21 protein-coding genes are annotated in these 20,317 nt (G+C 46.7%); 18 read left to right on the forward strand and 3 right to left on the reverse strand.

All coding sequences use genetic code 11. The annotated features are described in order from the left end of the window. The first annotated feature begins 15 nt into the window (after nt 1-15). Genes QTO00_RS03230 through flhB form a run of 9 tightly spaced genes read left to right on the forward strand, consistent with a single transcriptional unit; the run spans nt 16 to nt 7,558 of the window. Entirely contained in the window at nt 16-2,046 is a 2,031-nt protein-coding gene (locus QTO00_RS03230) for a flagellar hook-length control protein FliK (RefSeq protein ID WP_331422920.1), read from the forward strand. 35 nt (nt 2,047-2,081) lie between these two features. Continuing rightward, the gene (fliL, locus tag QTO00_RS03235; RefSeq protein WP_331422922.1) at nt 2,082-2,579 is read left to right on the forward strand and encodes a flagellar basal body-associated protein FliL; all 498 of its coding nucleotides are present in this window, start codon (nt 2,082-2,084) and stop codon (nt 2,577-2,579) included. A gap of 7 nt (nt 2,580-2,586) precedes the next feature. Further along, nucleotides 2,587-3,636 (forward strand): flagellar motor switch protein FliM, encoded by a 1,050-nt coding sequence (fliM, locus tag QTO00_RS03240; protein ID WP_331422924.1) that lies wholly within the window; start codon nt 2,587-2,589, stop codon nt 3,634-3,636. Nucleotides 3,637-3,657: 21 nt separating this feature from the next. After that, nucleotides 3,658-4,068, forward strand: a complete 411-nt coding sequence (fliN, locus tag QTO00_RS03245; protein ID WP_004744467.1) for a flagellar motor switch protein FliN — start codon at nt 3,658-3,660, stop codon at nt 4,066-4,068. 13 nt (nt 4,069-4,081) lie between these two features. Further along, nucleotides 4,082-4,492 (forward strand): flagellar biosynthetic protein FliO, encoded by a 411-nt coding sequence (gene fliO, locus QTO00_RS03250; RefSeq protein ID WP_331422926.1) that lies wholly within the window; start codon nt 4,082-4,084, stop codon nt 4,490-4,492. Next, a complete protein-coding gene (fliP, locus tag QTO00_RS03255) occupies nt 4,476-5,351 on the forward strand; it encodes a flagellar type III secretion system pore protein FliP (protein ID WP_331422927.1) in 876 nt (291 codons plus the stop codon). The genes fliO and fliP overlap by 17 nt, the downstream gene beginning before the upstream one ends. A 13-nt stretch (nt 5,352-5,364) precedes the next feature. After that, on the forward strand, nt 5,365-5,634 hold the full coding sequence (fliQ, locus tag QTO00_RS03260) for a flagellar biosynthesis protein FliQ (RefSeq protein ID WP_038202512.1): 270 nt from the start codon (nt 5,365-5,367) through the stop codon (nt 5,632-5,634). 9 nt (nt 5,635-5,643) lie between these two features. Then, nucleotides 5,644-6,426, forward strand: coding sequence for a flagellar biosynthetic protein FliR (gene fliR / locus QTO00_RS03265; RefSeq protein WP_331422928.1), 783 nt, complete (start codon nt 5,644-5,646; stop codon nt 6,424-6,426). Nucleotide 6,427: 1 nt separating this feature from the next. Further along, nucleotides 6,428-7,558 (forward strand): flagellar biosynthesis protein FlhB, encoded by a 1,131-nt coding sequence (gene flhB, locus QTO00_RS03270; protein WP_331422929.1) that lies wholly within the window; start codon nt 6,428-6,430, stop codon nt 7,556-7,558. Between the two features lie 132 nt (nt 7,559-7,690). Here flhB and smrB read toward each other — a convergent pair whose 3' ends face one another. Beyond that, complete coding sequence (smrB, locus tag QTO00_RS03275; protein WP_331422931.1) at nt 7,691-8,221, reverse strand: endonuclease SmrB; 531 nt, start codon at nt 8,219-8,221, stop codon at nt 7,691-7,693. A gap of 63 nt (nt 8,222-8,284) precedes the next feature. On the opposite strand from smrB, the gene prmB reads away from it, so the two are divergent. Together prmB and aroC are read left to right on the forward strand one after the other, a co-directional pair. Then, nucleotides 8,285-9,217, forward strand: a complete 933-nt coding sequence (gene prmB / locus QTO00_RS03280; RefSeq protein WP_331422933.1) for a 50S ribosomal protein L3 N(5)-glutamine methyltransferase — start codon at nt 8,285-8,287, stop codon at nt 9,215-9,217. A gap of 183 nt (nt 9,218-9,400) precedes the next feature. Further along, nucleotides 9,401-10,486: a chorismate synthase gene (gene aroC, locus QTO00_RS03285; protein WP_038202498.1), complete on the forward strand. Its 1,086-nt coding sequence runs from the start codon at nt 9,401-9,403 to the stop codon at nt 10,484-10,486. Nucleotides 10,487-10,552: 66 nt separating this feature from the next. Here the strand turns inward: aroC and QTO00_RS03290 are convergent, their stop codons facing one another. After that, a complete protein-coding gene (locus QTO00_RS03290) occupies nt 10,553-11,176 on the reverse strand; it encodes a trimeric intracellular cation channel family protein (protein ID WP_331422934.1) in 624 nt (207 codons plus the stop codon). Between the two features lie 217 nt (nt 11,177-11,393). Between QTO00_RS03290 and QTO00_RS03295 the strand changes: the two genes are divergently transcribed. From QTO00_RS03295 to QTO00_RS03305, 3 genes are all read left to right on the forward strand, one after another. Further along, nucleotides 11,394-11,924, forward strand: a complete 531-nt coding sequence (locus tag QTO00_RS03295) for an elongation factor P hydroxylase (RefSeq protein ID WP_331422948.1) — start codon at nt 11,394-11,396, stop codon at nt 11,922-11,924. Between the two features lie 144 nt (nt 11,925-12,068). Then, nucleotides 12,069-12,332 (forward strand): YfcL family protein, encoded by a 264-nt coding sequence (locus tag QTO00_RS03300; protein WP_331422936.1) that lies wholly within the window; start codon nt 12,069-12,071, stop codon nt 12,330-12,332. A 141-nt stretch (nt 12,333-12,473) separates the two neighbouring features. After that, nucleotides 12,474-12,998 (forward strand): NADPH-dependent FMN reductase, encoded by a 525-nt coding sequence (locus QTO00_RS03305; RefSeq protein ID WP_331422938.1) that lies wholly within the window; start codon nt 12,474-12,476, stop codon nt 12,996-12,998. A 68-nt stretch (nt 12,999-13,066) separates the two neighbouring features. On the opposite strand, the gene mnmC is transcribed toward QTO00_RS03305, so the two are convergent. Continuing rightward, the gene (gene mnmC, locus QTO00_RS03310) at nt 13,067-15,088 is read right to left on the reverse strand and encodes a bifunctional tRNA (5-methylaminomethyl-2-thiouridine)(34)-methyltransferase MnmD/FAD-dependent 5-carboxymethylaminomethyl-2-thiouridine(34) oxidoreductase MnmC (protein ID WP_331422940.1); all 2,022 of its coding nucleotides are present in this window, start codon (nt 15,086-15,088) and stop codon (nt 13,067-13,069) included. Between the two features lie 128 nt (nt 15,089-15,216). Here mnmC and fabB point away from each other — a divergent pair, with 128 nt between their 5' ends. The 4 genes from fabB to QTO00_RS03330 form a co-directional block, all read left to right on the forward strand. After that, a complete protein-coding gene (gene fabB / locus QTO00_RS03315) occupies nt 15,217-16,428 on the forward strand; it encodes a beta-ketoacyl-ACP synthase I (RefSeq protein ID WP_331422942.1) in 1,212 nt (403 codons plus the stop codon). 252 nt (nt 16,429-16,680) lie between these two features. After that, entirely contained in the window at nt 16,681-17,814 is a 1,134-nt protein-coding gene (locus tag QTO00_RS03320) for a 4-phosphoerythronate dehydrogenase (protein WP_331422943.1), read from the forward strand. After that, nucleotides 17,811-18,824 (forward strand): aspartate-semialdehyde dehydrogenase, encoded by a 1,014-nt coding sequence (locus tag QTO00_RS03325; protein WP_331422945.1) that lies wholly within the window; start codon nt 17,811-17,813, stop codon nt 18,822-18,824. The genes QTO00_RS03320 and QTO00_RS03325 overlap by 4 nt, the downstream gene beginning before the upstream one ends. 219 nt (nt 18,825-19,043) lie before the next feature. After that, nucleotides 19,044-20,317, forward strand: a 1,274-nt coding sequence (locus tag QTO00_RS03330) for a FimV/HubP family polar landmark protein (RefSeq protein WP_331422946.1), incomplete at its 3' end; no start/stop codon positions are given.

Here is a 20,317-nt window from a genome sequence, read left to right on the forward strand (position 1 = left end):
TAGAGTGAATCTGGTATGAATATCAATTTATCATCGGTATCGGAAAGTCCTAAAGCGACCCCGGCAGCGGTAGCAAGTGGTGAAGCGACCTCTGAATCAACAGAGTCTGGTGGTTTTTTCTCCAAGCTTACAGCGCTGATTAAGGGGGAAGGTAGCTCTGAGGCGAAACCTGAAGCTAAAGTCGATGCAAGCCAAACCAAGACTAAAGCTGAGAGCGAAGAGGTTAGCGTAGAAGGTGACGTTGAAGCTAAGAGTGTTAAGACGTCAGCAACGGAAAGTCAAAGTGCGGATGAGCTTCTATCGTCAGAGGAAGAGTCTGCCAAAGCGGAAAAATCGACAAAAGCAGGCGAATCGAATGTCGATGAATCTGAAGCGAAATTGCCAAAGTCGGCGGAAAAAATTGTTTCGGAGAATGATGAAGTTTTGCAGCGTCTGGATCACTCTAATAAAGCGCTGCAACCTAAAGACGGCAAACAGTTGCCACAACATGAAGTGGTTGATGAGAATGTCAAACCCGGTGTTCAAAGTGAGAGTATAGTTGCTGAGAGTAAAACGCCAACATCGCTAAAGGTTGCATCTGAATCAACGCAAGAAACTGAACCATTACAACAAAATGCCAAGCTAGCTGCAGATCAAGTAGCCTCGGGCGAGAAGGTAGTGGTGACGTCTAGTGAAGGTGAAGAAGTTGCAGTGCCGGTTTCGGCTAAGCGTTTTATCGACACATCGGACACGCAACAAGTCACTACTCAAGCTAGCCAGAAAGGCGAACAGCAAGTTGAAAAATCGACAATAGCGGCGGCGGGTGTCGCGGCTGTGAGTATGGATGATGTGAGTGAGCAAGTTGTGGACGCTAAAGCGGTCGCAAACGATAAATCTCAAACAGCCGTGAGTGATGAAGTGGTTGTTAGCCGTGACTCTAATGCTAATCAAGTTGATGACAAACCGTCTTCTCAAGCAGAAGAGAGCGCTACAGTTGCTAGTGCCGCTATGCTTGGGGGCTCTGCTGTTGTGGGCGCAACCACTGCAACGAGTGACAAAGGTAGTGCAGAAGCTAGCCGGATTGCAGCACCTATGGCCACTGGTTCGGTTGTTACTGGTGTTTCTGAACTTGAAGATCAAGTGGAGTTAGACCCAACAGCCGTTGTTGCGGGCACAGCTGTCGCAACGGGTGCAATTCCGTGGGCGGCGTCAGAAGGTCAAGCCAAAGATGACGCAGCTCCTAAAGCCGATATACAACCTAAACCTCAGCAAGCGCCAGTCGCTCACTCAGTTCATCAAGCGATTGTGAGCCAGCAAACTCAGGCACCAATGGCACAATCACTTCAGCAGCAAGCCGTTACGCCGACTATGCCAAGTGATTTATCTGCTCTTCAGATGCAGCAAGTTGCGGTGGCGCAAAATGGCGCGGTAGCTCAAGACCAAGCTGTGCTAAAAGCAGCAATGGGCGCAAAAGCCGCCCATAGCCTTGGTCAATTGGCTGGCAAGAAAGAGGGACAACAACCTGGTACAGAAGCGAGCAATGGTTTTGCTCAGCAACTGGCTCAAGCTTCGGGTCAGCAAGGGCCTGGCGCATTGGGTCAAGTAAGAGCGGAACAAGCAGCACAGCCGCCATTGCAACTCAATCGAGAGATGGCCGGTGAGCAACTGGCTGAACGTGTCCAAATGATGATGTCGAAGAACCTGAAGAACATTGATATTCGTCTTGACCCGCCAGAGCTAGGTCGAATGCAGATTCGCATGAACATGAATGGCGATGCGGCGACAGTTCACTTTACGGTTGCTAACCAGCAAGCGCGAGATGTGATTGAACAATCCATGCCAAGACTACGTGAAATGCTTGCTCAGCAAGGATTACAATTGGGTGATAGCTCAGTTCAGCAGCAGGCATCCGGTCAACAGCAGAGACGTTATGCAGAGGGTGGACAAGGTAATAATGGTCAAGGAGGCAGCAATCACGGCTTCTCTGGAGAAGAAAACCTTGAACCAGACATCAATCTTGATTTGAATGTCGCATCAAAGCGTGATGGAATTAGTTATTACGCTTAAACTGTTAAAAACAAAAGAATAGAGAACGTGACGCTATGGCTGATGAAGAACTAGAAACTGAAGCACCCAAAGGAAAGAGCAAGCTGCTGATCATTATCATTGCAGTCGTTGTGTTGCTAGTGGGTGGCGGCGGTGCAGCTTTCTTCTTAATGGGCTCGGACGAGCCAGCGGAAGGGGAAGACACGATGCAGCAACAAGCTGCTCTCCCAACAGATCCAGTCGCTTACGTTAATATCGCACAACCTTTCTTGTTTAATGTAACTGGCGACAAGAGAGACCGTTTGGTGCAGATTAAAGTCCAACTAATGGTGCGTGGCACAGAGAACGAAAATCTGGCTCGTTATCACTCTCCATTAATTGAAAGTTCGCTGCTCAGTACATTTGCTTCAGCTACGGTTGATCAATTAAGAACCGCTAACGGCCGCGTTGAGCTCCGTGAAAAAGCAACTGATGATATTAAAGCCAGTTTGAATCGAGCAGTGGGTCAGCCTGTGATTGAACGTGTGCTGTTTACTGACTTTGTAATGCAATAGGTGACGAGTGACTGATCTATTAAGCCAAGACGAGATTGATGCTCTCTTACACGGTGTAGATGACGTTGATGAGGCTGATGAAGACGAGGTTGTCTCCGACGCCAGTGCGGTAGACTTCGATTTCTCATCGCAAGACCGCATTGTTCGTGGTCGAATGCCGACCCTTGAGCTGATTAACGAGCGTTTTGCCCGACATATGCGCATTAGCTTGTTTAACATGCTGCGCAAAACGGCAGAGGTTTCAATCAACGGCGTACAGATGATGAAGTTTGGTGAGTACCAAAATACCCTGTACGTACCAACCAGTTTGAACATGGTGCGCTTTAGACCGCTGAAAGGCACTGCGCTGATTACTATGGAAGCGCGTTTGGTCTTTATCTTGGTAGAGAACTTTTTCGGTGGTGATGGCCGTTTCCACGCTCGTATCGAAGGTCGTGAATTTACGCCAACCGAGCGCCGAATTGTTCAGTTACTGCTGAAGATTGTTTTCGAAGACTACAAAGAAGCTTGGTCTCCGGTAATGGGGGTTGAGTTTGAGTACCTTGACTCGGAAGTAAACCCGAGCATGGCGAACATCGTCAGCCCGACAGAGGTAATCGTAGTCAGCTCATTCCACATTGAAGTGGATGGTGGCGGCGGTGACTTCCATGTGGTTATGCCTTATTCAATGGTTGAACCTATCCGTGAACTTTTGGATGCGGGTGTTCAGTCAGACAAGATGGAAACCGACGTTCGTTGGAGTACTGCGCTGCGTGAAGAGATCATGGATGTGCCAGTTAACTTCCGTGTTGATCTGCTGGAACAAGATATCTCATTGCGTGACTTAATGGAGCTTCAGCCTGGCGACATCATCCCGGTTGAAATGCCAGAGCACGCAGTGATGTTTGTCGAAGAGTTGCCAACCTATCGAGTAAAAATGGGCCGTTCTGGTGACAAACTAGCCGTCCAAGTATCAGAAGAAATTAAACGACCAGATGTGGTCAAAACGGATATCGCTTTCCTTGGTAAAGACGTCATTTCTGAATTAGAAGAAGACGAAGGCGAAATCGAAGATTAAGAGATTATATAGGTAACAAATATGGAACCGAGTGACGACCAAAAACTGGCGGACGAATGGGCAGCAGCGCTAGGAGAAGATCCCGCTGCGCCAGAGATTGACGTCGATGAGGTAATGAACGCTCAGTTAGATGAGCTACAAGATACATCATCACCTATCTCAGAAGATGAACGCCGTAAGCTAGATACTATCCTAGATATCCCGGTGACCATCTCAATGGAAGTGGGCCGTTCTCAAATCAGTATCCGTAACTTGCTACAGCTAAACCAAGGTTCGGTTGTCGAGCTAGAGCGTCTTGCTGGTGAATCGTTAGATGTATTGGTTAACGGCACCTTGATTGCTCACGGCGAAGTGGTTGTGGTCAACGATAAGTTTGGTATCCGTCTGACCGATGTAATCAGTCAAACTGAGCGTATTAAGAAACTTCGATAGTGTAAGGATAGCTATGTCTTTCAAGGTTAAGGAGTACTTACTTTACTCTCCTACGCTGCTATCACCTTCTGCATTTGCTACCGTCTCAACTCCTGGTAGCGAGCTTGATTGGGCGACCACTATGGGGTCGCTCATCTTCGTTGTAGCCTTCATTCTGTTTTTAGCTTGGTTACTGAAGCGAATGCGACTGCCTGCACTTGCCAATCAGAAAGGACTAAGTGTGGTACGCCAAATCGTTGTTGGTCATAAAGAACGCATTGTTATTGTTCAAGCCGGAGAAGAGCAGTTTTTGGTCGGTGTGACAGCGCAATCGATCCAGCTAATCTCAAAACTGGAGAAACCTTTATCTCAGGAGGAGATGGCCACGAGTCCGTTTTCCAATCAATTGACTCAGCTACTGAAGAATAATGATAAAAGCCAATAACCTAATAGGGATCGTCTTAGCTTTCGCTTTGACCTTGTTTTCTTCGTTATCTCTCGCTCAGCAGGAGTTGGAGACGCCTGTTCCTGCCAATATTGCACCGTCAGATTCGGTAACAGTGACGGCAATGAACAGTGAGCAAGGTGCGTCAAGAACTATCGCAACAGGCAGTTTTACCTGGAACGGTGGTGGGATTCCGGCGTTTACCATGACCGCTAACCCTGACGGCACTGAAGACTATTCGATAAACCTGCAGATCCTCGCGTTAATGACCATGTTGGGCTTCTTGCCTGCGATGGTTATATTGATGACATCTTTTACCCGAATTGTGGTGGTCATGTCGATTCTGCGTCAGGCGATGGGTTTACAACAGACGCCATCCAACCAAGTTATTATCGGTATTGCTATCTTTTTGACCTTCTTCATTATGTCGCCAGTGCTGAGTAAAATTAATGATGACGCGATTCAGCCTTACATCAATGAGCAGATCACAGCACGTGAAGCGTTTGATGTGGCTCAGGTGCCGATGAAGGACTTCATGCTTAAACAGACCCGAGTGAAAGATCTCGAAACCTTCGTCAATATCTCTGGCTCAACTGCGACGGCGCCAGAAGATGTCTCTATGGCGGTATTGATTCCAGCGTTTATTACCTCAGAGCTTAAGACAGCTTTCCAAATCGGCTTTATGCTCTTCTTACCATTTTTGATTATCGATTTGGTGGTGGCATCGGTATTAATGGCGATGGGTATGATGATGCTTTCGCCAATGATCGTATCGTTGCCGTTTAAACTTATGCTGTTTGTTTTGGTTGATGGGTGGAACCTGATTCTGTCGACCTTAGCGGGCAGTTTCGCCTTGTGACGGGAGAAAGCGTATGACTCCTGAAATGTTCGTCGAGCTGTTTCGTGAAGCACTCTGGATGGTACTTATTATGGTCAGTGCGATCATTATTCCGAGCTTGTTGATTGGTTTGGTGGTTGCTATTTTCCAAGCCGCGACCTCAATTAACGAACAAACCTTGAGCTTTTTGCCCCGTCTTATCGTTACCTTGCTGGCTCTGATGATGTTTGCTCATTGGATGGCGCAAATGCTGATGGAGTTTTTCTTTGGCATGATTGAACGTCTTCCTCAGGTGCTTTACTAGGTCGCGCCGATGGAGTACCCAACGAGTGTCGTACTAGACTGGATCGCCAACTACTTTTGGCCCTACACACGCATCGCTGCCATGCTGATGGTGATGTCGGTGACGGGTGCTCGTTTTGTCTCTACTCGCGTACGTCTCTATTTAGGCTTGGCGATTACCTTTGCCGTGATGCCTGCCATTCCTGCTGTTCCTGAAAGTATTGAGTTGCTCTCTTTTCAAGGCTTTATGACTGTCTTGGAGCAGATAATCATTGGTGTGGCGATGGGGACAGTAACCCAATTTATGATCCAGACCTTTGTTATTTTGGGTCAGATTTTGGGTATGCAGTCGAGCTTGGGTTTTGCTTCAATGGTAGACCCAGCCAACGGACAAAACACACCCTTGCTTGGTCAACTATTTATGTTCCTTGCCACCATGTTCTTCTTAGCCACTGATGGCCATCTTAAGATGATCATGCTAGTGGTCATGAGCTTTAAGTCACTGCCAATCGGTACAGGAGCATTGACCACGGTCGATTTTAGAGAACTTGCCTTATGGCTAGGTATCATGTTTAAAGTTGCGCTGAGTATGTCGCTGTCGGGCATTATTGCCTTGCTGACGATTAACCTCTCATTCGGTGTGATGACCCGTGCAGCACCTCAGCTAAACATCTTTTCTTTGGGCTTTGCCTTCGCACTGATGGTCGGCTTGCTGCTTTGTTGGTATATCATTGCAGGACTTTACAACCACTATGAACTATTCTGGTTGCAGGGTGAGCAGCAAATCTGCTCGTTTATTAGACTGAGTTGTTAGAATGGCAGAATCAGACGGTCAAGAACGCACAGAAGACGCCACGCCCAGACGCTTGCAACAGGCTAGAGAAAAAGGGCAGGTTGCAAGGTCAAAAGAGTTAGCGTCGGTTTCAGTATTAGTTGTAGGCTCTATCGCCCTGATGTGGTTTGGCGAGAGCTTGGCACGTGCTTTGTTCACCGCCATGGGCAGAATGTTCACCCTCTCTCGTGAAGAAATCTTCGACCATGTGAAGCTGTTTGACATCATCATTGGCTCATTCGGTAGTTTATTGTTGCCGTTACTACTTATTCTGGTCACTCTATTTATTGCGGCGATGATTGGCGCGGCAGGCGTAGGTGGGGTTAGCTTCTCTGCTGAAGCGGCGATGCCTAAATGGTCTAAAATGAATCCACTTAGTGGCTTAAAACGTATGGTGGGTCTGCAGAGTTGGGTTGAGCTGATTAAGTCGATTTTGAAAGTTACCCTAGTTTCGGGGATGGCTTTTTACCTGATAAACGCGGCTAAAGAAGACCTGTTTCAGCTGAGTATGGATGTATTTCCAGAAAACATATTCCACGCACTTGATATCCTACTTAACTTCATACTTCTCATCAGCTGTACCTTGCTGATCGTAGTTGCGATTGATATTCCGTTTCAGATCTGGCAACACGCTAATCAATTGAAAATGACTAAACAAGAGGTCAAAGACGAATATAAAGATACCGAAGGTAAGCCGGAAGTTAAGGGCCGGATCCGTATGTTGCAACGTGAGGCAGCTCAGCGACGTATGATGTCGGAAGTTCCGCAAGCGGACGTTATTGTAACCAACCCGGAGCACTTCTCGGTCGCGCTACGCTATAAACAGGACTCTGATCGAGCGCCAGTTGTGGTGGCTAAAGGTACTGACCATATGGCGCTGAAGATTCGAGAGGTCGCTCGCGAGCACGATATCTATATTGTCCCTGCACCTCCATTGGCTCGTGCGCTCTACCACTCTACTGAGCTAGAGCAAGAGATCCCAGACGGACTGTTTACCGCAGTGGCACAAATCCTTGCCTACGTATTCCAGTTGAAGCAATACCGTAAGCGCGGAGGGCAGAGACCGAACCTCAAAGCGTCGGAGTTACCGATCCCGCCTGAATATAGGAAGTAGGAGAGGGCGGAGTCGTCGAGAACGCTACGCTGCGAGATGAAGATGTTGGTGATTTAGCAAAAAATGTCGAAAGTGTCTGTTCCAATACATATTTTCGCTACTCGCTACTCGCTACTTGTTATTTGTTATTTGTTACTTCTCCGGAATCGACAACAACACCAACAGCGCACCATCGCCACCGAACTCTAGTGGGGCTTGGTGAAATGCCATCACATCCGGATGCTGCGCTAGCCACAATGGTGATTTCTGTTTAAGTATGTGCTTACCAATGCCATGCTGTACGCAAGCACACGAAATTTCATTCTTGATGCAGTAGGCGATCATCGCGCCAAGTTCGCGTTTTGCTTCTTGCTGCGTCATACCGTGCATATCTAAGAACACGTCCGGAACATACACACCGCGGCGCAGGCGTTTTACCTCATATTGAGAAACGTCATCACGGGCGTAGCGAGTCGGGCCATCTTCATTGAGCAGCGGAACAAACTCATCAGAAAAATAGAACTCTGTATCACTGGCTTCACGGGCAGTGCGGGTAATTTCTTTTTGCTTAGTATTTTTTTTTGGTTGCTGGACTATGGTATCCTGTGACAACTTTTTTACGCCTTGTACTGCATCCCTAAATAGGGCGAAGTCATCATCCATATCGGTGTCTTTTTTGCTCATGGGACAATTAGTAAATATATATAAATGCAATTAGCAGTATTGTAGCGCTTTTCGGAGGCAATTTTGGATAAGATTTTTGTAGAAGAAGCAGTTTCAGAACTTCACACGCTTCAAGATATGATTCGTTGGACAGTGAGTCGTTTTAACGCCGCTAACCTATTCTACGGTCATGGAACTGATAACGCATGGGACGAAGCGGTACAGCTAATCCTACCTACACTGTACTTACCTATTGACGTGCCTCCACATGTATTGAACTCTCGTCTTACAATGAGCGAGCGTATGCGCATTGTTGAGCGTGTGGTAAAACGTATCAACGACCGCACACCAACGTCATACTTAACTAACCGTGCTTGGTTCTGCGGTTTAGAGTTCTTTGTTGATGAGCGTGTACTTGTTCCCCGTTCTCCAATCGGTGAGCTTATCCAAGCTGAGTTTCAACCTTGGTTAGTCGAAGAACCAACGCGCATTATGGATTTGTGCACTGGTAGTGGTTGTATTGCGATTGCTTGTGCTCACGCCTTCCCTGATTCAGAAGTCGATGCGATTGATATCTCGACTGACGCTTTAGAAGTGGCAGAACAGAACATTCAAGATCACGGTATGGAGCAGCAAGTGTTCCCAATCCGCTCGGATCTGTTCCGCGACTTACCAAAAGAGAAGTACAACCTGATTGTCTCTAACCCACCGTATGTGGATCAGGAAGACATGAATAGCTTGCCTGACGAGTTTACTCACGAACCTGAATTAGGCTTAGCCGCAGGTACAGATGGCCTGAAACTCGTGCGCCGTATTTTAGCTAATGCGCCAGATTATCTAACTGACAACGGGATTCTTATCTGTGAAGTGGGTAATTCCATGGTTCACATGATGGAACAGTACCCAGAGATTCCATTTACATGGCTAGAGTTTGAAAACGGCGGCCATGGCGTGTTTATGCTAACCCGTGAACAGATGCTTGAGCACGCAGAAGAGTTCTCACTCTATAAAGACTAGTTTGTGTCTGCTGCTGTTGTTAATTAAACGCCACGTGAAATTCGCTTGGCGTTTTTTTATGCGTGCTAAAACAAAATAGATCCGGTTTAGGGGTTTACATCATTCCGTAATCAAGCGACTATGAAATTATTAAGAATTGAAGTGTAAAGCTCTGTATACAGGGCAAATAGGATTGAGGAAGTAATGGCAGGAAACAGTATCGGACAACATTTCCGAGTCACCACATTCGGAGAAAGTCACGGTATCGCACTAGGATGTATCGTCGACGGATGCCCTCCGGGATTAGAAATTACTGAAGCAGATATCCAAATTGACTTGGATCGTCGCCGCCCAGGCACTTCTCGTTATACCACTCAGCGTCGTGAACCAGATGAAGTGAAAATTCTTTCTGGCGTGTTTGAAGGTAAAACAACGGGTACTTCAATTGGTTTACTGATTGAGAATACCGATCAACGCTCAAAAGACTACTCAGAGATTAAAGACAAGTTCCGTCCTGGCCATGCAGATTACACCTACCATCAAAAATATGGTGTGCGTGACTATCGTGGTGGTGGCCGTTCTTCGGCGCGCGAAACCGCTATGCGCGTTGCAGCAGGCGCGGTAGCTAAAAAATACCTTAAGCAAGAGTTTGGTGTAGAGATCCGCGCTTACCTATCTCAAATGGGTGACGTTGCCATTGAGAAAGTCGATTGGAACGAAATCGAGAACAACGCATTTTTCTGTCCAGATGTCGACAAAGTAGACGCATTTGACCAGCTTATTCGTGATCTTAAGAAGCAGGGTGATTCGATTGGGGCTAAGTTGCAGGTCGTTGCGACTAACGTTCCTGTCGGTCTAGGTGAACCAGTATTTGATCGTTTAGATGCAGATATCGCCCATGCGCTAATGAGCATTAATGCGGTTAAAGGCGTTGAGATCGGCGACGGTTTTGATGTGGTAAGCCAGAAAGGTAGTGAGCACCGTGATGAGCTAAAACCTGATGGTTTTGCTAGTAACCACGCTGGCGGCATTTTGGGTGGTATTTCTACTGGCCAAGATATCGTTGCTAACATCGCGCTAAAGCCTACCTCAAGCATTACTGTTCCGGGTGAAACCATCACCAGAGAAGGCGAGCCAACTCAGTTGATTACCAAAGGTCGTCATGACCCATGTGTCGGTATTCGCGCAGTGCCAATCGCTGAAGCTATGCTCGCGATTGTTGTGCTGGACCATCTGCTGCGTCATCGTGGTCAAAACCACGGCGTGACAACAGAAACTCCGCAGATTTAAGCGGGGATAAAACTGAAAACGGCCTTCATATGGAGGCCGTTTTTGTATTTGCGTATATCATAACCTTCAGTGGACTGAACCATCAGCTTCTAAATGGAAAGAAGGTAGTCGCCATTTAAAGCGAACGGCAGCCATTCGCAATAGATAACCGAAAATCAGTGTTGAGATAGTGGTTGTGACGTCATTAACACCAAACTCTAGCAGTGATAGGTAGAGGCCTGATGCGAGTAATGCTACAGAGGCATACAACTCTTCGTGCAGCACAAGAGGCGTCTGGCGACAGATCAGATCGCGTAGCAGTCCACCGAAAACACCTGTAACTAGCGCGGCAACCATACAGATTAACACATGGTGGCCCATGCCTAAGGCCACCTTAGTGCCTATGATGCTAAATACAATTAAGCCGAGCGCATCAAGTCGAATGAACAACCCTTTAAGCTTAATCACCCACTTGGCTAGTCCCGTAGTCAGTACGCCAGCAACACAAGTAATAGCTAAGAACTCAGGGTTTTCCACCCAACCAAGCGGATAGTGACCGAGTAGAATGTCACGCACAGTGCCACCACCAATAGCGGTCGCACTGGCAACCAGCATTACGCCAAACCAGTCCATTTTTCTTCGCCCAGCACTTAATGCGCCTGTCATGGCTTCCGCTGTAATACCGACAATATATAAAACACTTAGCAGCATGATGAAATCTCAATAAGAGGCCAAAAAATGGCGGGTTGGTCACGTTTTTAAGGCGTGAGTGTAGTGCCAAATATGAATGATGACGAATGAGATTTTATCGGTATGAAAGTGTGTTTCAGATAACTAATTCTAATGGAGGTGTAATCCTTGTGTGTTTGCAATTAGGGATGAACATGCGAGAATGCCGCAAGATAATCACATAACTACCGTTCGAGCAATGACCCATCAATACCAAGACTTGATCCGGATTTTCAACGACACGTTTTTAGAACAGTACAACACTAAACTTGAATTGGGTGGCGACGAGCCAATCTATCTGCCAGCAGATGATAGTCATCCTCATCATCGGATTATATTTGCTCGTGGTTTCTATGCCTCAGGTCTTCACGAAATCGCGCATTGGTGCGTAGCTGGGCCACAGCGTCGTTTGTTGGAAGACTTCGGTTATTGGTATGAGCCAGATGGTCGTACCGCGCAAGTTCAAGCAGAGTTCGAAAAAGTTGAGGTTCGCCCACAGGCTTACGAATGGATCTTAGCTAAGAGTGCCAATTTTCCCTTTACTGTTAGCTGCGATAATTTAAATGGTGATTTTGAACCAGACCGGCTCGCTTTTATGACTAAAGTTCATCAAGAAGTAGGGAAAATTTTTAGTCAAGGGTTACCGTTAAGAGTGAAGATGTTGTCTGACGCACTGAGAGCACATTACAAAGTGGAAGAACTCAAGTTTTCTATGTTTAAAGTTGAATAAAATCAGTAAATTAATTGTGGTTTTGGATGCACGAAAGGTACTACATTTTATGTGTCTCGGCCCCAGTTTGGATTGCGTTGAAAAACTCAATGTGAGAAGCTTGCCAATCTTTTAGCAAGTAACCTGATTAGGCGTTAAAGCAAGATGATTATTGAATTTGAAGAACAGCTATTAGAGTTAATTGATGCGCGTATTTCATCGGCATCTGATGATGAGCTGTTTGCAGGTGGCTATCTACGTGGTCATATCTCTTTGTCGGCTGCGGCATGTGAAGAAGAGGGCATCCACGACGTCAAAACGCTTAAAGAGCGTATTCAAGCTAGTTTAGATGCTGCGCGAGCTGAACTTACGCCAGCAGACCGTACCATAGTCAATGATTTGTGGATTGAACTGGCTAACAACGTGTAATCGGTTAAGCGCTGAGTATTGTGCATATGAAGGGTTGTTCGAAATTTTCGAACAACCCTTTGTGTTTTTTACGCTTGTTGGTTTTTCGGCCAAAGAATAATCTATTAAGCACACACCGAGATACGGATAGGAAAATAGATTATGAAAATTGTAGCGTTCGGAGCATCAACCAGTTCAACCTCGATCAATAAGACGTTAGCAACCTATGCTGCTAGCCAAGTAGAGGGCGCAGAAGTGACCGTTCTCGACCTAAATGATTATCAAGTGCCAATGTTTAGTGAAGATACTGAAAAAGAGATTGGTCAAGCGGAAGGCGCGAAGGCTTTTTTGGCTGATTTATCCCACGCGGACGCCATTATCGTCTCGTATGCAGAGCACAACGGCTATTACCCTGCGGCTTATAAGAATTTGTTCGATTGGGCAACGCGCATTGAGCGCAATGTGTTCCAAAATAAGCCGGTGGTATACCTAGCGGCTACACCGGGTCCAGGCGGAGCACAATCTGTATTGGCGGCAGCTACCGGCTCAGCACAGTACTTTGGAGCTGAGGTGAAAGCGTCGGTTTCAGTGCCAAGCTTCTACGATAATTTTGACTTAGAGTCTGGCCAACTGCGTAATCCAGAGATCGCTGAACAAATTAAGGCAGCCGTGGCAAGTTTGGTTTAGGTTTCTGGTCGAAGTAAAAACGCCGTCACCACAAAATAGTGGTAGACGGCGTTTTATTGTCTGCCGACTTAAAGCTCAGTAATCGCTTTCCCTTTACGCAGTTTACGAACCCACATTCGACTTGGGTGCAGTGTTTCTAGCACATCAACCGGTAAAGGTAGAGGGTCTGCACAGATTTGCGAGGCTAGAGTCTCTGCTAATAATGGCGCAGAGCTTAATCCTCGAGAACCAAGCCCTAGCATGCAAAATAGGTTTGGGTAGCTCGGTACCTCAACGGCATTTTGCGCAGGTTTTTTCTTGTGCAGATCAGCGTAAACTTGTTTTATTTCTTCAAGCTTTCCGACATTGCCCACAAACGGTAGGTGATCCCGGCTCACGCAGCGGATACCCTGACGCGACAAATTTCCGCTCGTATCGACTTGCTCAGTCCAATCTTGGTTTGGCACGCATTTGCGTAGCTTGTCAGCGTTGTCTTGCTGCGCCGCCGCGTCAAACTTGTCGTTGATATTTGAACGATCGTAACTCGCTCCGATACAGTGATGAGCGTTGTTCGGGTTTACAGGCGTCATATAACCGTCGTAACACAGTACGGTTTTAAGTTGAGAAAGTGCATCCATGGTTGGAATATGGCTAACTTGACCTTTGACTTGGCCAAGTGGGATGTGGGCTGTTTGTTTAAATTCACTAAACTGGTGGCCGTTGGCAAGCACGACTGCTGAATGTGTAAATTGCTTATCACCACAAGTGAGTGTCCAAGTTTGGCTTTGTTCGTCCCAATCGAGTGCGTCAATCTTAGTATCAAAATGGGCTGAAAATAGCTCACTGGTTTCCAGTTCGGCAATTAAGCCTTGCGTCAACTGCGCTGGACACAACCAACCACCAAGCGGGTAGTGGACACTACTCATATCAATCGGTAAGCCAATTGTGTCACTTGTTTGCTCGCTATCTAAGCGTTGAATGAGCTCGCTATCGAAGCCACCCTTGAGCATGTTGTTTAATTTTTGTTCCGATTTGTCATCCCACATCAATTGCGTGACACCACACCACTGATGATCAAATGTGACCTGCTCGGCTGCCTGTTCAGCAAACTGACGGGCAAACAGAAAGGCAGGAGCAAAGAAGCGAGATACGCCTGTGTGGTCACCATTTAATAGCGGGTAGACGGCACCTTGACGATTGCCCGATGCACCTTGAGCAGGCTTTGCGTCTTGGCAGTATAATGTGACCTTTTTTCCTCTGCGGACTAAGGTTTTGGCTAGTGTCGCACTAGCGATCCCACCGCCTACTATGGCGATTGAATTTAACGATTCGGCAGATGTTCGAGCGAACCAGGGTTTAATATTAGTTGTTGGTTGGCGTGTGGTAAAATGACCAGCAATCATGTCTCGCTTAGTCCCAAAACCTTTGACTTTCTTCATCTCAAAGCCAGCTTCGATTAAGCCTCGGCGCACAAAACCTGCGGCGGTAAAGGTCGCACAGGTACACTCTTGTTTAGCTAGCTTTGCCATGCCATCAAACAGGTCTTTGTTCCACATCTCTGGGTTTTTACTTGGAGCGAATCCATCCAGGAACCAAGCATCGACTAGTCCTTGCTCGGTGACAGGAACCTTAGGCATACAATCTTTGATATCGCCAAACCACAAATCGAGAGTAATGGCACCATCTTCTAGCACAATGCGATGACATTCAGGTACAGCGATAGGGTAGTGCTTTTGCAATTTCTCAGCATATTCCGCCAGTTCGGGCCAAGATTGATGCGCTTTGATCAGATCTTGCTTGCTGAGTGGATATTTCTCAAAGCTCACAAAATGGAGCTCTTTTAATGGCGCATCTGGGTTCTGCTGCTTAAATTGATCAAACCATTGCCACGCAGCTAAGAAGTTCAATCCGGTGCCAAAGCCAGTTTCAGCAATGACAAAACGGCGTTGTTCACACGTTTGCCATCTTTGTGGCAGATGATTTTGATGCAGGAACACGTAGCGAGTCTCTTCTAAGCCATTGACGTTAGAAAAATAAACATCGTCAAATTGATCGGAAACGGGTGTTCCGACGTCGTTCCAGCCTAGCTGAGCATTAGTAATCGAGATCATAGTGCAGAAAATGGGTACTTAAATACGAGAATATGATTGCAATTGTACGGTTTTAAGGGAAAGCTGACCACTTTTCCCCGTTAACTTCGTTATTATCTAGCGGATTTTTGAATTATAGGAATGTCATAATGAAACGAGTCGTAATCACCGGTATGGGTATTGTTTCAAGTATCGGTAACAACGTCGAAGAAGTTTTAGCGTCTCTTAAAGCAGGTAAATCTGGTATTACTGCCTCTGAGCAGTTTAAAGAACAAGGTCTTCGTTCACAGGTTTGGGGTGATCTAAAAATCAACCCAGCAGAGCACATTGACCGTAAACAGATGCGCTTTATGGGTGATGCGGCTGCGTATGCATACCTATCAATGCAGCAAGCAATTGAAGATGCGGGTCTAACAGACGATCAAGTTTCAAACGATCGCACTGGTATCGTTGCAGGTTCTGGTGGTGCATCAGCGCTAAACCAAACGCTAGCAACAGACACAATGCGTGCTAAAGGTGTGAAACGTGTCGGTCCTTACATGGTTCCACGTACTATGTCTTCTACGGTTTCAGCATGTCTTGCGACACCATTTAAAATTCGTGGCGTGAACTACTCAATGAGCTCAGCTTGTGCAACATCAGCGCACTGTATCGGCCACGCGATGGAGCTTATCCAACTAGGCAAACAAGACATCGTTTTCGCTGGTGGTGGTGAGGAGCTAGATTGGTCTCAAACTATGATGTTTGATGCGATGGGTGCACTTTCTACTAAGTATAACGAAACACCAGACCAAGCATCTCGTACTTACGATGCTGACCGTGATGGTTTCGTTATCTCTGGCGGCGGCGGCATGCTAGTTGTTGAAGAACTAGAGCACGCACTTGCACGTGGCGCGAAGATCTACGGTGAAATCGTAGGCTACGGTGCAACATCGGATGGTTACGACATGGTTGCTCCATCTGGTGAAGGTGCGATTCGTTGTATGAAGATGGCAATGCAAGACGTTGATAGTATCGACTACGTAAACACGCACGGCACTTCAACGCCTGTAGGTGACGTTAAAGAGCTAGGTGCAATCCAAGAGCTATTTGGTGACAACAGCCCTGCAATCTCAGCAACTAAAGCGATGACTGGTCACGCTCTAGGTGCCGCAGGTGTTCACGAAGCGATCTACTCAACGTTAATGCTAGAAAACAGCTTTATCGCACCAAGCGTTAACATCGAAACTCTAGATGAAGCGGCGCAAGGTCTAGATATCGTGACTGAGAAGCGCGACGCAGAGTTAACGACAGTGATGTCGAACAGTTTTGGTTTTGGTGGCACAAACGCTACGCTAATAATCAAGAAGTACCAAGGCTAACTGAACTTGCTCGCTATAGAGCAATCCAGTTTCCAGAGCTGATTAACCTTTAGCAATAAAGGTTAATCTAACAGACGCAGACTTTAGCCCATGGAGAGCGGGTTAAGATCCTTTTGTTCTGGACTATTGCCCGGCCAAGTGCCGGGCATTTTTCTATCTGGCGTTTGTGTAAATATCCAATTCGATTATTGCTCGACACTGACTCGCCTTTTTTGCACAATCAATGCCATTCAAAGCCAAATCAATACACCCATGAAAATTCTTGTAGATGAAAATATGCCCTATGCTGAGCAACTGTTTAGCCAGCTTGGAGAGGTAGTTTTAAAGTCTGGGCGCACCTTAACTGCTGAAGACCTTGTTGATGTCGATGCACTGATGATCCGTTCGGTAACCAAAGTGAATGCTGAACTGATTGCTAAAGCCAATAAGCTAAAGTTTGTCGGTACTGCGACAGCTGGCATGGATCACGTTGATCAAGCTTTGCTCAAAGAGAAAGGCATCTTCTTCACTGCCGCACCGGGTTGCAACAAAGTGGGTGTCGCTGAGTACGCATTTAGTGTGATGATGGTGTTGGCTCAGCAGCATGGTTTCTCGGTGTTTAATAAAACAGTGGGTATTATCGGCGCAGGACAGGTAGGCAGTTACTTACAACAGTGTCTACAAGGCATTGGTATCAAGGTGCTGATTAATGATCCACCTAAGCAAGCGCAAGGCGATGAAAGAGACTTTACGCCTCTAGAAGACCTGCTAGAGCAATCGGATATCATTACCTTGCATACGCCAATTACTCGTGATGGTGAATATCCTACTCACCACCTAATCGATCAACAGGTGTTGGATAAGTTACGCTGTGACCAAATTTTAATCAATGCAGCTCGCGGTCCAGTGGTCGATAACACGGCCTTGAAAGCTCGCTTGAGCAAGAACGACGGTTTTACCGCAGCACTAGATGTGTTTGAATTTGAGCCAGAGGTTGATATGGAGCTTCTCCCTCTGTTAGCATTCGCAACCCCTCATGTGGCAGGCTATGGCTTAGAGGGGAAAGCTCGCGGAACAACTATGATCTTTAATAGTTATTGCGAGTTGTTAGGTAACGAATTACGTGCGCATGCCAGTGACTTGCTGCCAACTGCTCCAGTACCACAATTGGTACTAGATAGAGCATGGGACGAAGCAACCCTGCACAATATCACGCAGCTAGTCTATGATGTGCGTAAAGATGACGCCTTATTCCGACGTAAAATCAGTAACCCAGGGTCGTTTGACCTGATGCGAAAGAACTACTGGGATCGTCGTGAGTACAGTGCTGTCACGTTAGTCGGTGAAGAGGAATGCAATCTATCACCACTAGCCAAACTAGGTTTTCAGGTTGAGGTAAGTCAATGAGCCAACAATATAATGTTGCTGTTTTAGGCGCGACTGGTGCAGTCGGCGAAACAATTATAGAAGTGCTGCAAGAGCGTAAATTTCCAGTCGGTGAAATTTACCTGCTAGCCAGTGAGCGCAGCGAAGGTAAGACTTACCGTTTTAATGGTAAAACTGTTCGCGTACAAAACGTAGAAGAGTTTGATTGGTCTCAAGCGCATATCGCCTTGTTCTCTGCTGGTGGCGAGTTATCTGCAAAATGGGCGCCAATCGCGGCAGATGAAGGCGTTATCGTAATTGATAATACCTCACAGTTCCGTTACGAGTACGACATTCCGCTCGTGGTGCCTGAAGTGAACCCTGAAGCGGTTGCAGAATTTCGTAACCGTAACATCATCGCGAACCCAAACTGTTCAACGATTCAGATGCTAGTAGCGCTAAAGCCGATCCACGATGCAGTAGGCATTGAGCGTATCAACGTATCAACGTACCAGTCAGTATCTGGAGCAGGTAAAGCCGGGATCGATGAGTTAGCAGGTCAAACGGCTAAGCTGCTTAACGGTATGCCAGCTGAGAATGAGCAGTTCTCACAGCAAATCGCGTTCAACTGTATTCCGCAAATCGACCAGTTTATGGAAAACGGTTACACCCGCGAAGAGATGAAGATGGTGTGGGAAACGCAAAAAATCTTTAACGATCCAGGCATCACAGTGAACCCAACTTGTGTGCGCGTTCCTGTGTTCTACGGCCATGCTGAAGCCGTTCATCTAGAGACCTGTGCTCCTATTGACGCGCAAGAGGTGATCAACCTACTTGAACAGACTGAAGGCATTGAAGTGTTCCATGGAGACGACTTCCCAACGCAAGTTCGCGATGCTGGCGGTAAAGATCACGTGATGGTTGGTCGTATTCGCAACGACATCAGCCATCATAGTGGGGTAAATTTATGGGTTGTGGCTGACAACGTGCGTAAGGGTGCGGCAACCAACGCTGTTCAAATTGCTGAAGTCTTGATTCGCGATTACTACTAGGTCAATTAAATTTCAGCTGTTGCTGACAATTATCTAACTAAAGCCTCGCCATTGTGTGAGGCTTTTTTAATCGAATTATGAAAATTTGTGTGAGATTAATACGAATATGGCGTAGGACACACATTTTTTGCTTATCTACCTATAGTTTTAGGCTGTTTATCCGATATATTTAACAGATCATTGTCTTTAAATTTAATTGAGCACATAGCTGAGCCTTATATGCGTCGACTTTTACAGCGTCTACTGTTGCCTCTAGCAATAGTTGCCGTGACTCAAACTACTATCGTAAGCGCGGAGAGCATTCGTCTTAAAGGGCCAAATGGCGAGATCCAGTCATCTCCCCAATTCTCAGAGCCTCTTGCTCGTAATTCTCGCGTTACTCAACCTTCGCAATTTTACGGTCCGACCACCGAGCAAGAAACATTGTGGAGCATCGCTTCCAAGCTTCGTCCGTCCAATGCGGTTACAGTTCAACAAACGCTCTACGCCATTTTTCAACTAAACCCTCAAGCGTTTGACAATCAGAACATCCATGAGTTAATCCCGCAAAGCACCATTCGTATTCCTTCTTTGGCGCAAGTAAGTAACGTTTCGACGCAAGAAGCTGTAAAGGTTATGGCTGCGCACCAAGCGCGCTTGGGTAATGCGCCTCAAGTTACAGCCCCACGTACTACCGCGCCTGCAACGACAAACACATCTACTGACGTTAGCGTTGAAGAAACTCAGGCTAGTGACGCCGCCACAGATAGCGAGCAGAAAACCACAGCAAGCCCTGAAGGCGAGTTAAAAGAGATTGCTGACGCTGAAAAGCAGAAACAAGTTACTTCGCTGGAAAACCAACTAGAAAGCTCTGAAACCGAGCTAATGGCGTTGGAAGAGAAAAACCATAAGCTGCGTCTTATGCTCGCTGAGGTACAGTCGGAAGTTGATGTGTTAAAAGATGAATTGACTGATGAAGACCGAATCCGCAATGAAGTAGAGAAACTGCTTGAAGCTGAGCGTATGCGTCTTGCTGAAGAGCAGAAAATGGCGCCATCAGCGTTAGATCAATTGTTCTCGAATACCTGGTTGGTGGCTGCGCTTGCGATTATCCCAGGTCTACTGATCGGCCTGATTGTGATGATGCTATTGGGTCGTCGCTCGAAAGAAGAGACCCAACAAGCCGCCCCAGTTGAGCAGCAAGCCGTTCAACCAGTAGCGTCGCCTCCACCTCAAGCTCTAAACGAAGACATTGATGATGATCTGTTACTTGATGATGACCTGTTTGGTGGTTCTGACGATGAAGAACTGTTTGGCGACGACTCAACTGACAAAGATGAAAATGACGTCTTTGCGAACCTAGACGATAGTGATCTCGATTTCAACCTAGAAGGTGAAGACAGTGATGACCCATTCGCAGGTATCGGTGATGACGGTAATCTAGATGAGTCGTTAGCTGATGTTGACGTTGATATTAGCTCAAATGGCATCAGCGTTAATGGTGACGATAAAGC

Origin of the sequence: Vibrio sp. M260118 (assembly GCF_036533755.1) — a bacterium.
Classification (GTDB): Bacteria; Pseudomonadota; Gammaproteobacteria; order Enterobacterales; family Vibrionaceae; genus Vibrio.

Coding starts and splice junctions, on each gene's coding strand:
- flhB (WP_331422929.1), top strand. CDS start 6,428: ATGGCAGAATCAGACGGTCAAGAACGCACAGAAGACGCCACGCCCAGA.
- aroC (WP_038202498.1), top strand. CDS start 9,401: ATGGCAGGAAACAGTATCGGACAACATTTCCGAGTCACCACATTCGGA.
- QTO00_RS03325 (WP_331422945.1), top strand. CDS start 17,811: ATGAGCCAACAATATAATGTTGCTGTTTTAGGCGCGACTGGTGCAGTC.
- QTO00_RS03320 (WP_331422943.1), top strand. CDS start 16,681: ATGAAAATTCTTGTAGATGAAAATATGCCCTATGCTGAGCAACTGTTT.
- fliN (WP_004744467.1), top strand. CDS start 3,658: ATGGAACCGAGTGACGACCAAAAACTGGCGGACGAATGGGCAGCAGCG.
- QTO00_RS03290 (WP_331422934.1), bottom strand. CDS start 11,176: ATGCTGCTAAGTGTTTTATATATTGTCGGTATTACAGCGGAAGCCATG.
- fliR (WP_331422928.1), top strand. CDS start 5,644: ATGGAGTACCCAACGAGTGTCGTACTAGACTGGATCGCCAACTACTTT.
- fliO (WP_331422926.1), top strand. CDS start 4,082: ATGTCTTTCAAGGTTAAGGAGTACTTACTTTACTCTCCTACGCTGCTA.
- fliL (WP_331422922.1), top strand. CDS start 2,082: ATGGCTGATGAAGAACTAGAAACTGAAGCACCCAAAGGAAAGAGCAAG.
- fabB (WP_331422942.1), top strand. CDS start 15,217: ATGAAACGAGTCGTAATCACCGGTATGGGTATTGTTTCAAGTATCGGT.
- smrB (WP_331422931.1), bottom strand. CDS start 8,221: ATGAGCAAAAAAGACACCGATATGGATGATGACTTCGCCCTATTTAGG.
- fliP (WP_331422927.1), top strand. CDS start 4,476: ATGATAAAAGCCAATAACCTAATAGGGATCGTCTTAGCTTTCGCTTTG.
- fliQ (WP_038202512.1), top strand. CDS start 5,365: ATGACTCCTGAAATGTTCGTCGAGCTGTTTCGTGAAGCACTCTGGATG.
- QTO00_RS03305 (WP_331422938.1), top strand. CDS start 12,474: ATGAAAATTGTAGCGTTCGGAGCATCAACCAGTTCAACCTCGATCAAT.
- QTO00_RS03230 (WP_331422920.1), top strand. CDS start 16: ATGAATATCAATTTATCATCGGTATCGGAAAGTCCTAAAGCGACCCCG.
- QTO00_RS03300 (WP_331422936.1), top strand. CDS start 12,069: ATGATTATTGAATTTGAAGAACAGCTATTAGAGTTAATTGATGCGCGT.
- QTO00_RS03295 (WP_331422948.1), top strand. CDS start 11,394: ATGACCCATCAATACCAAGACTTGATCCGGATTTTCAACGACACGTTT.
- mnmC (WP_331422940.1), bottom strand. CDS start 15,088: ATGATCTCGATTACTAATGCTCAGCTAGGCTGGAACGACGTCGGAACA.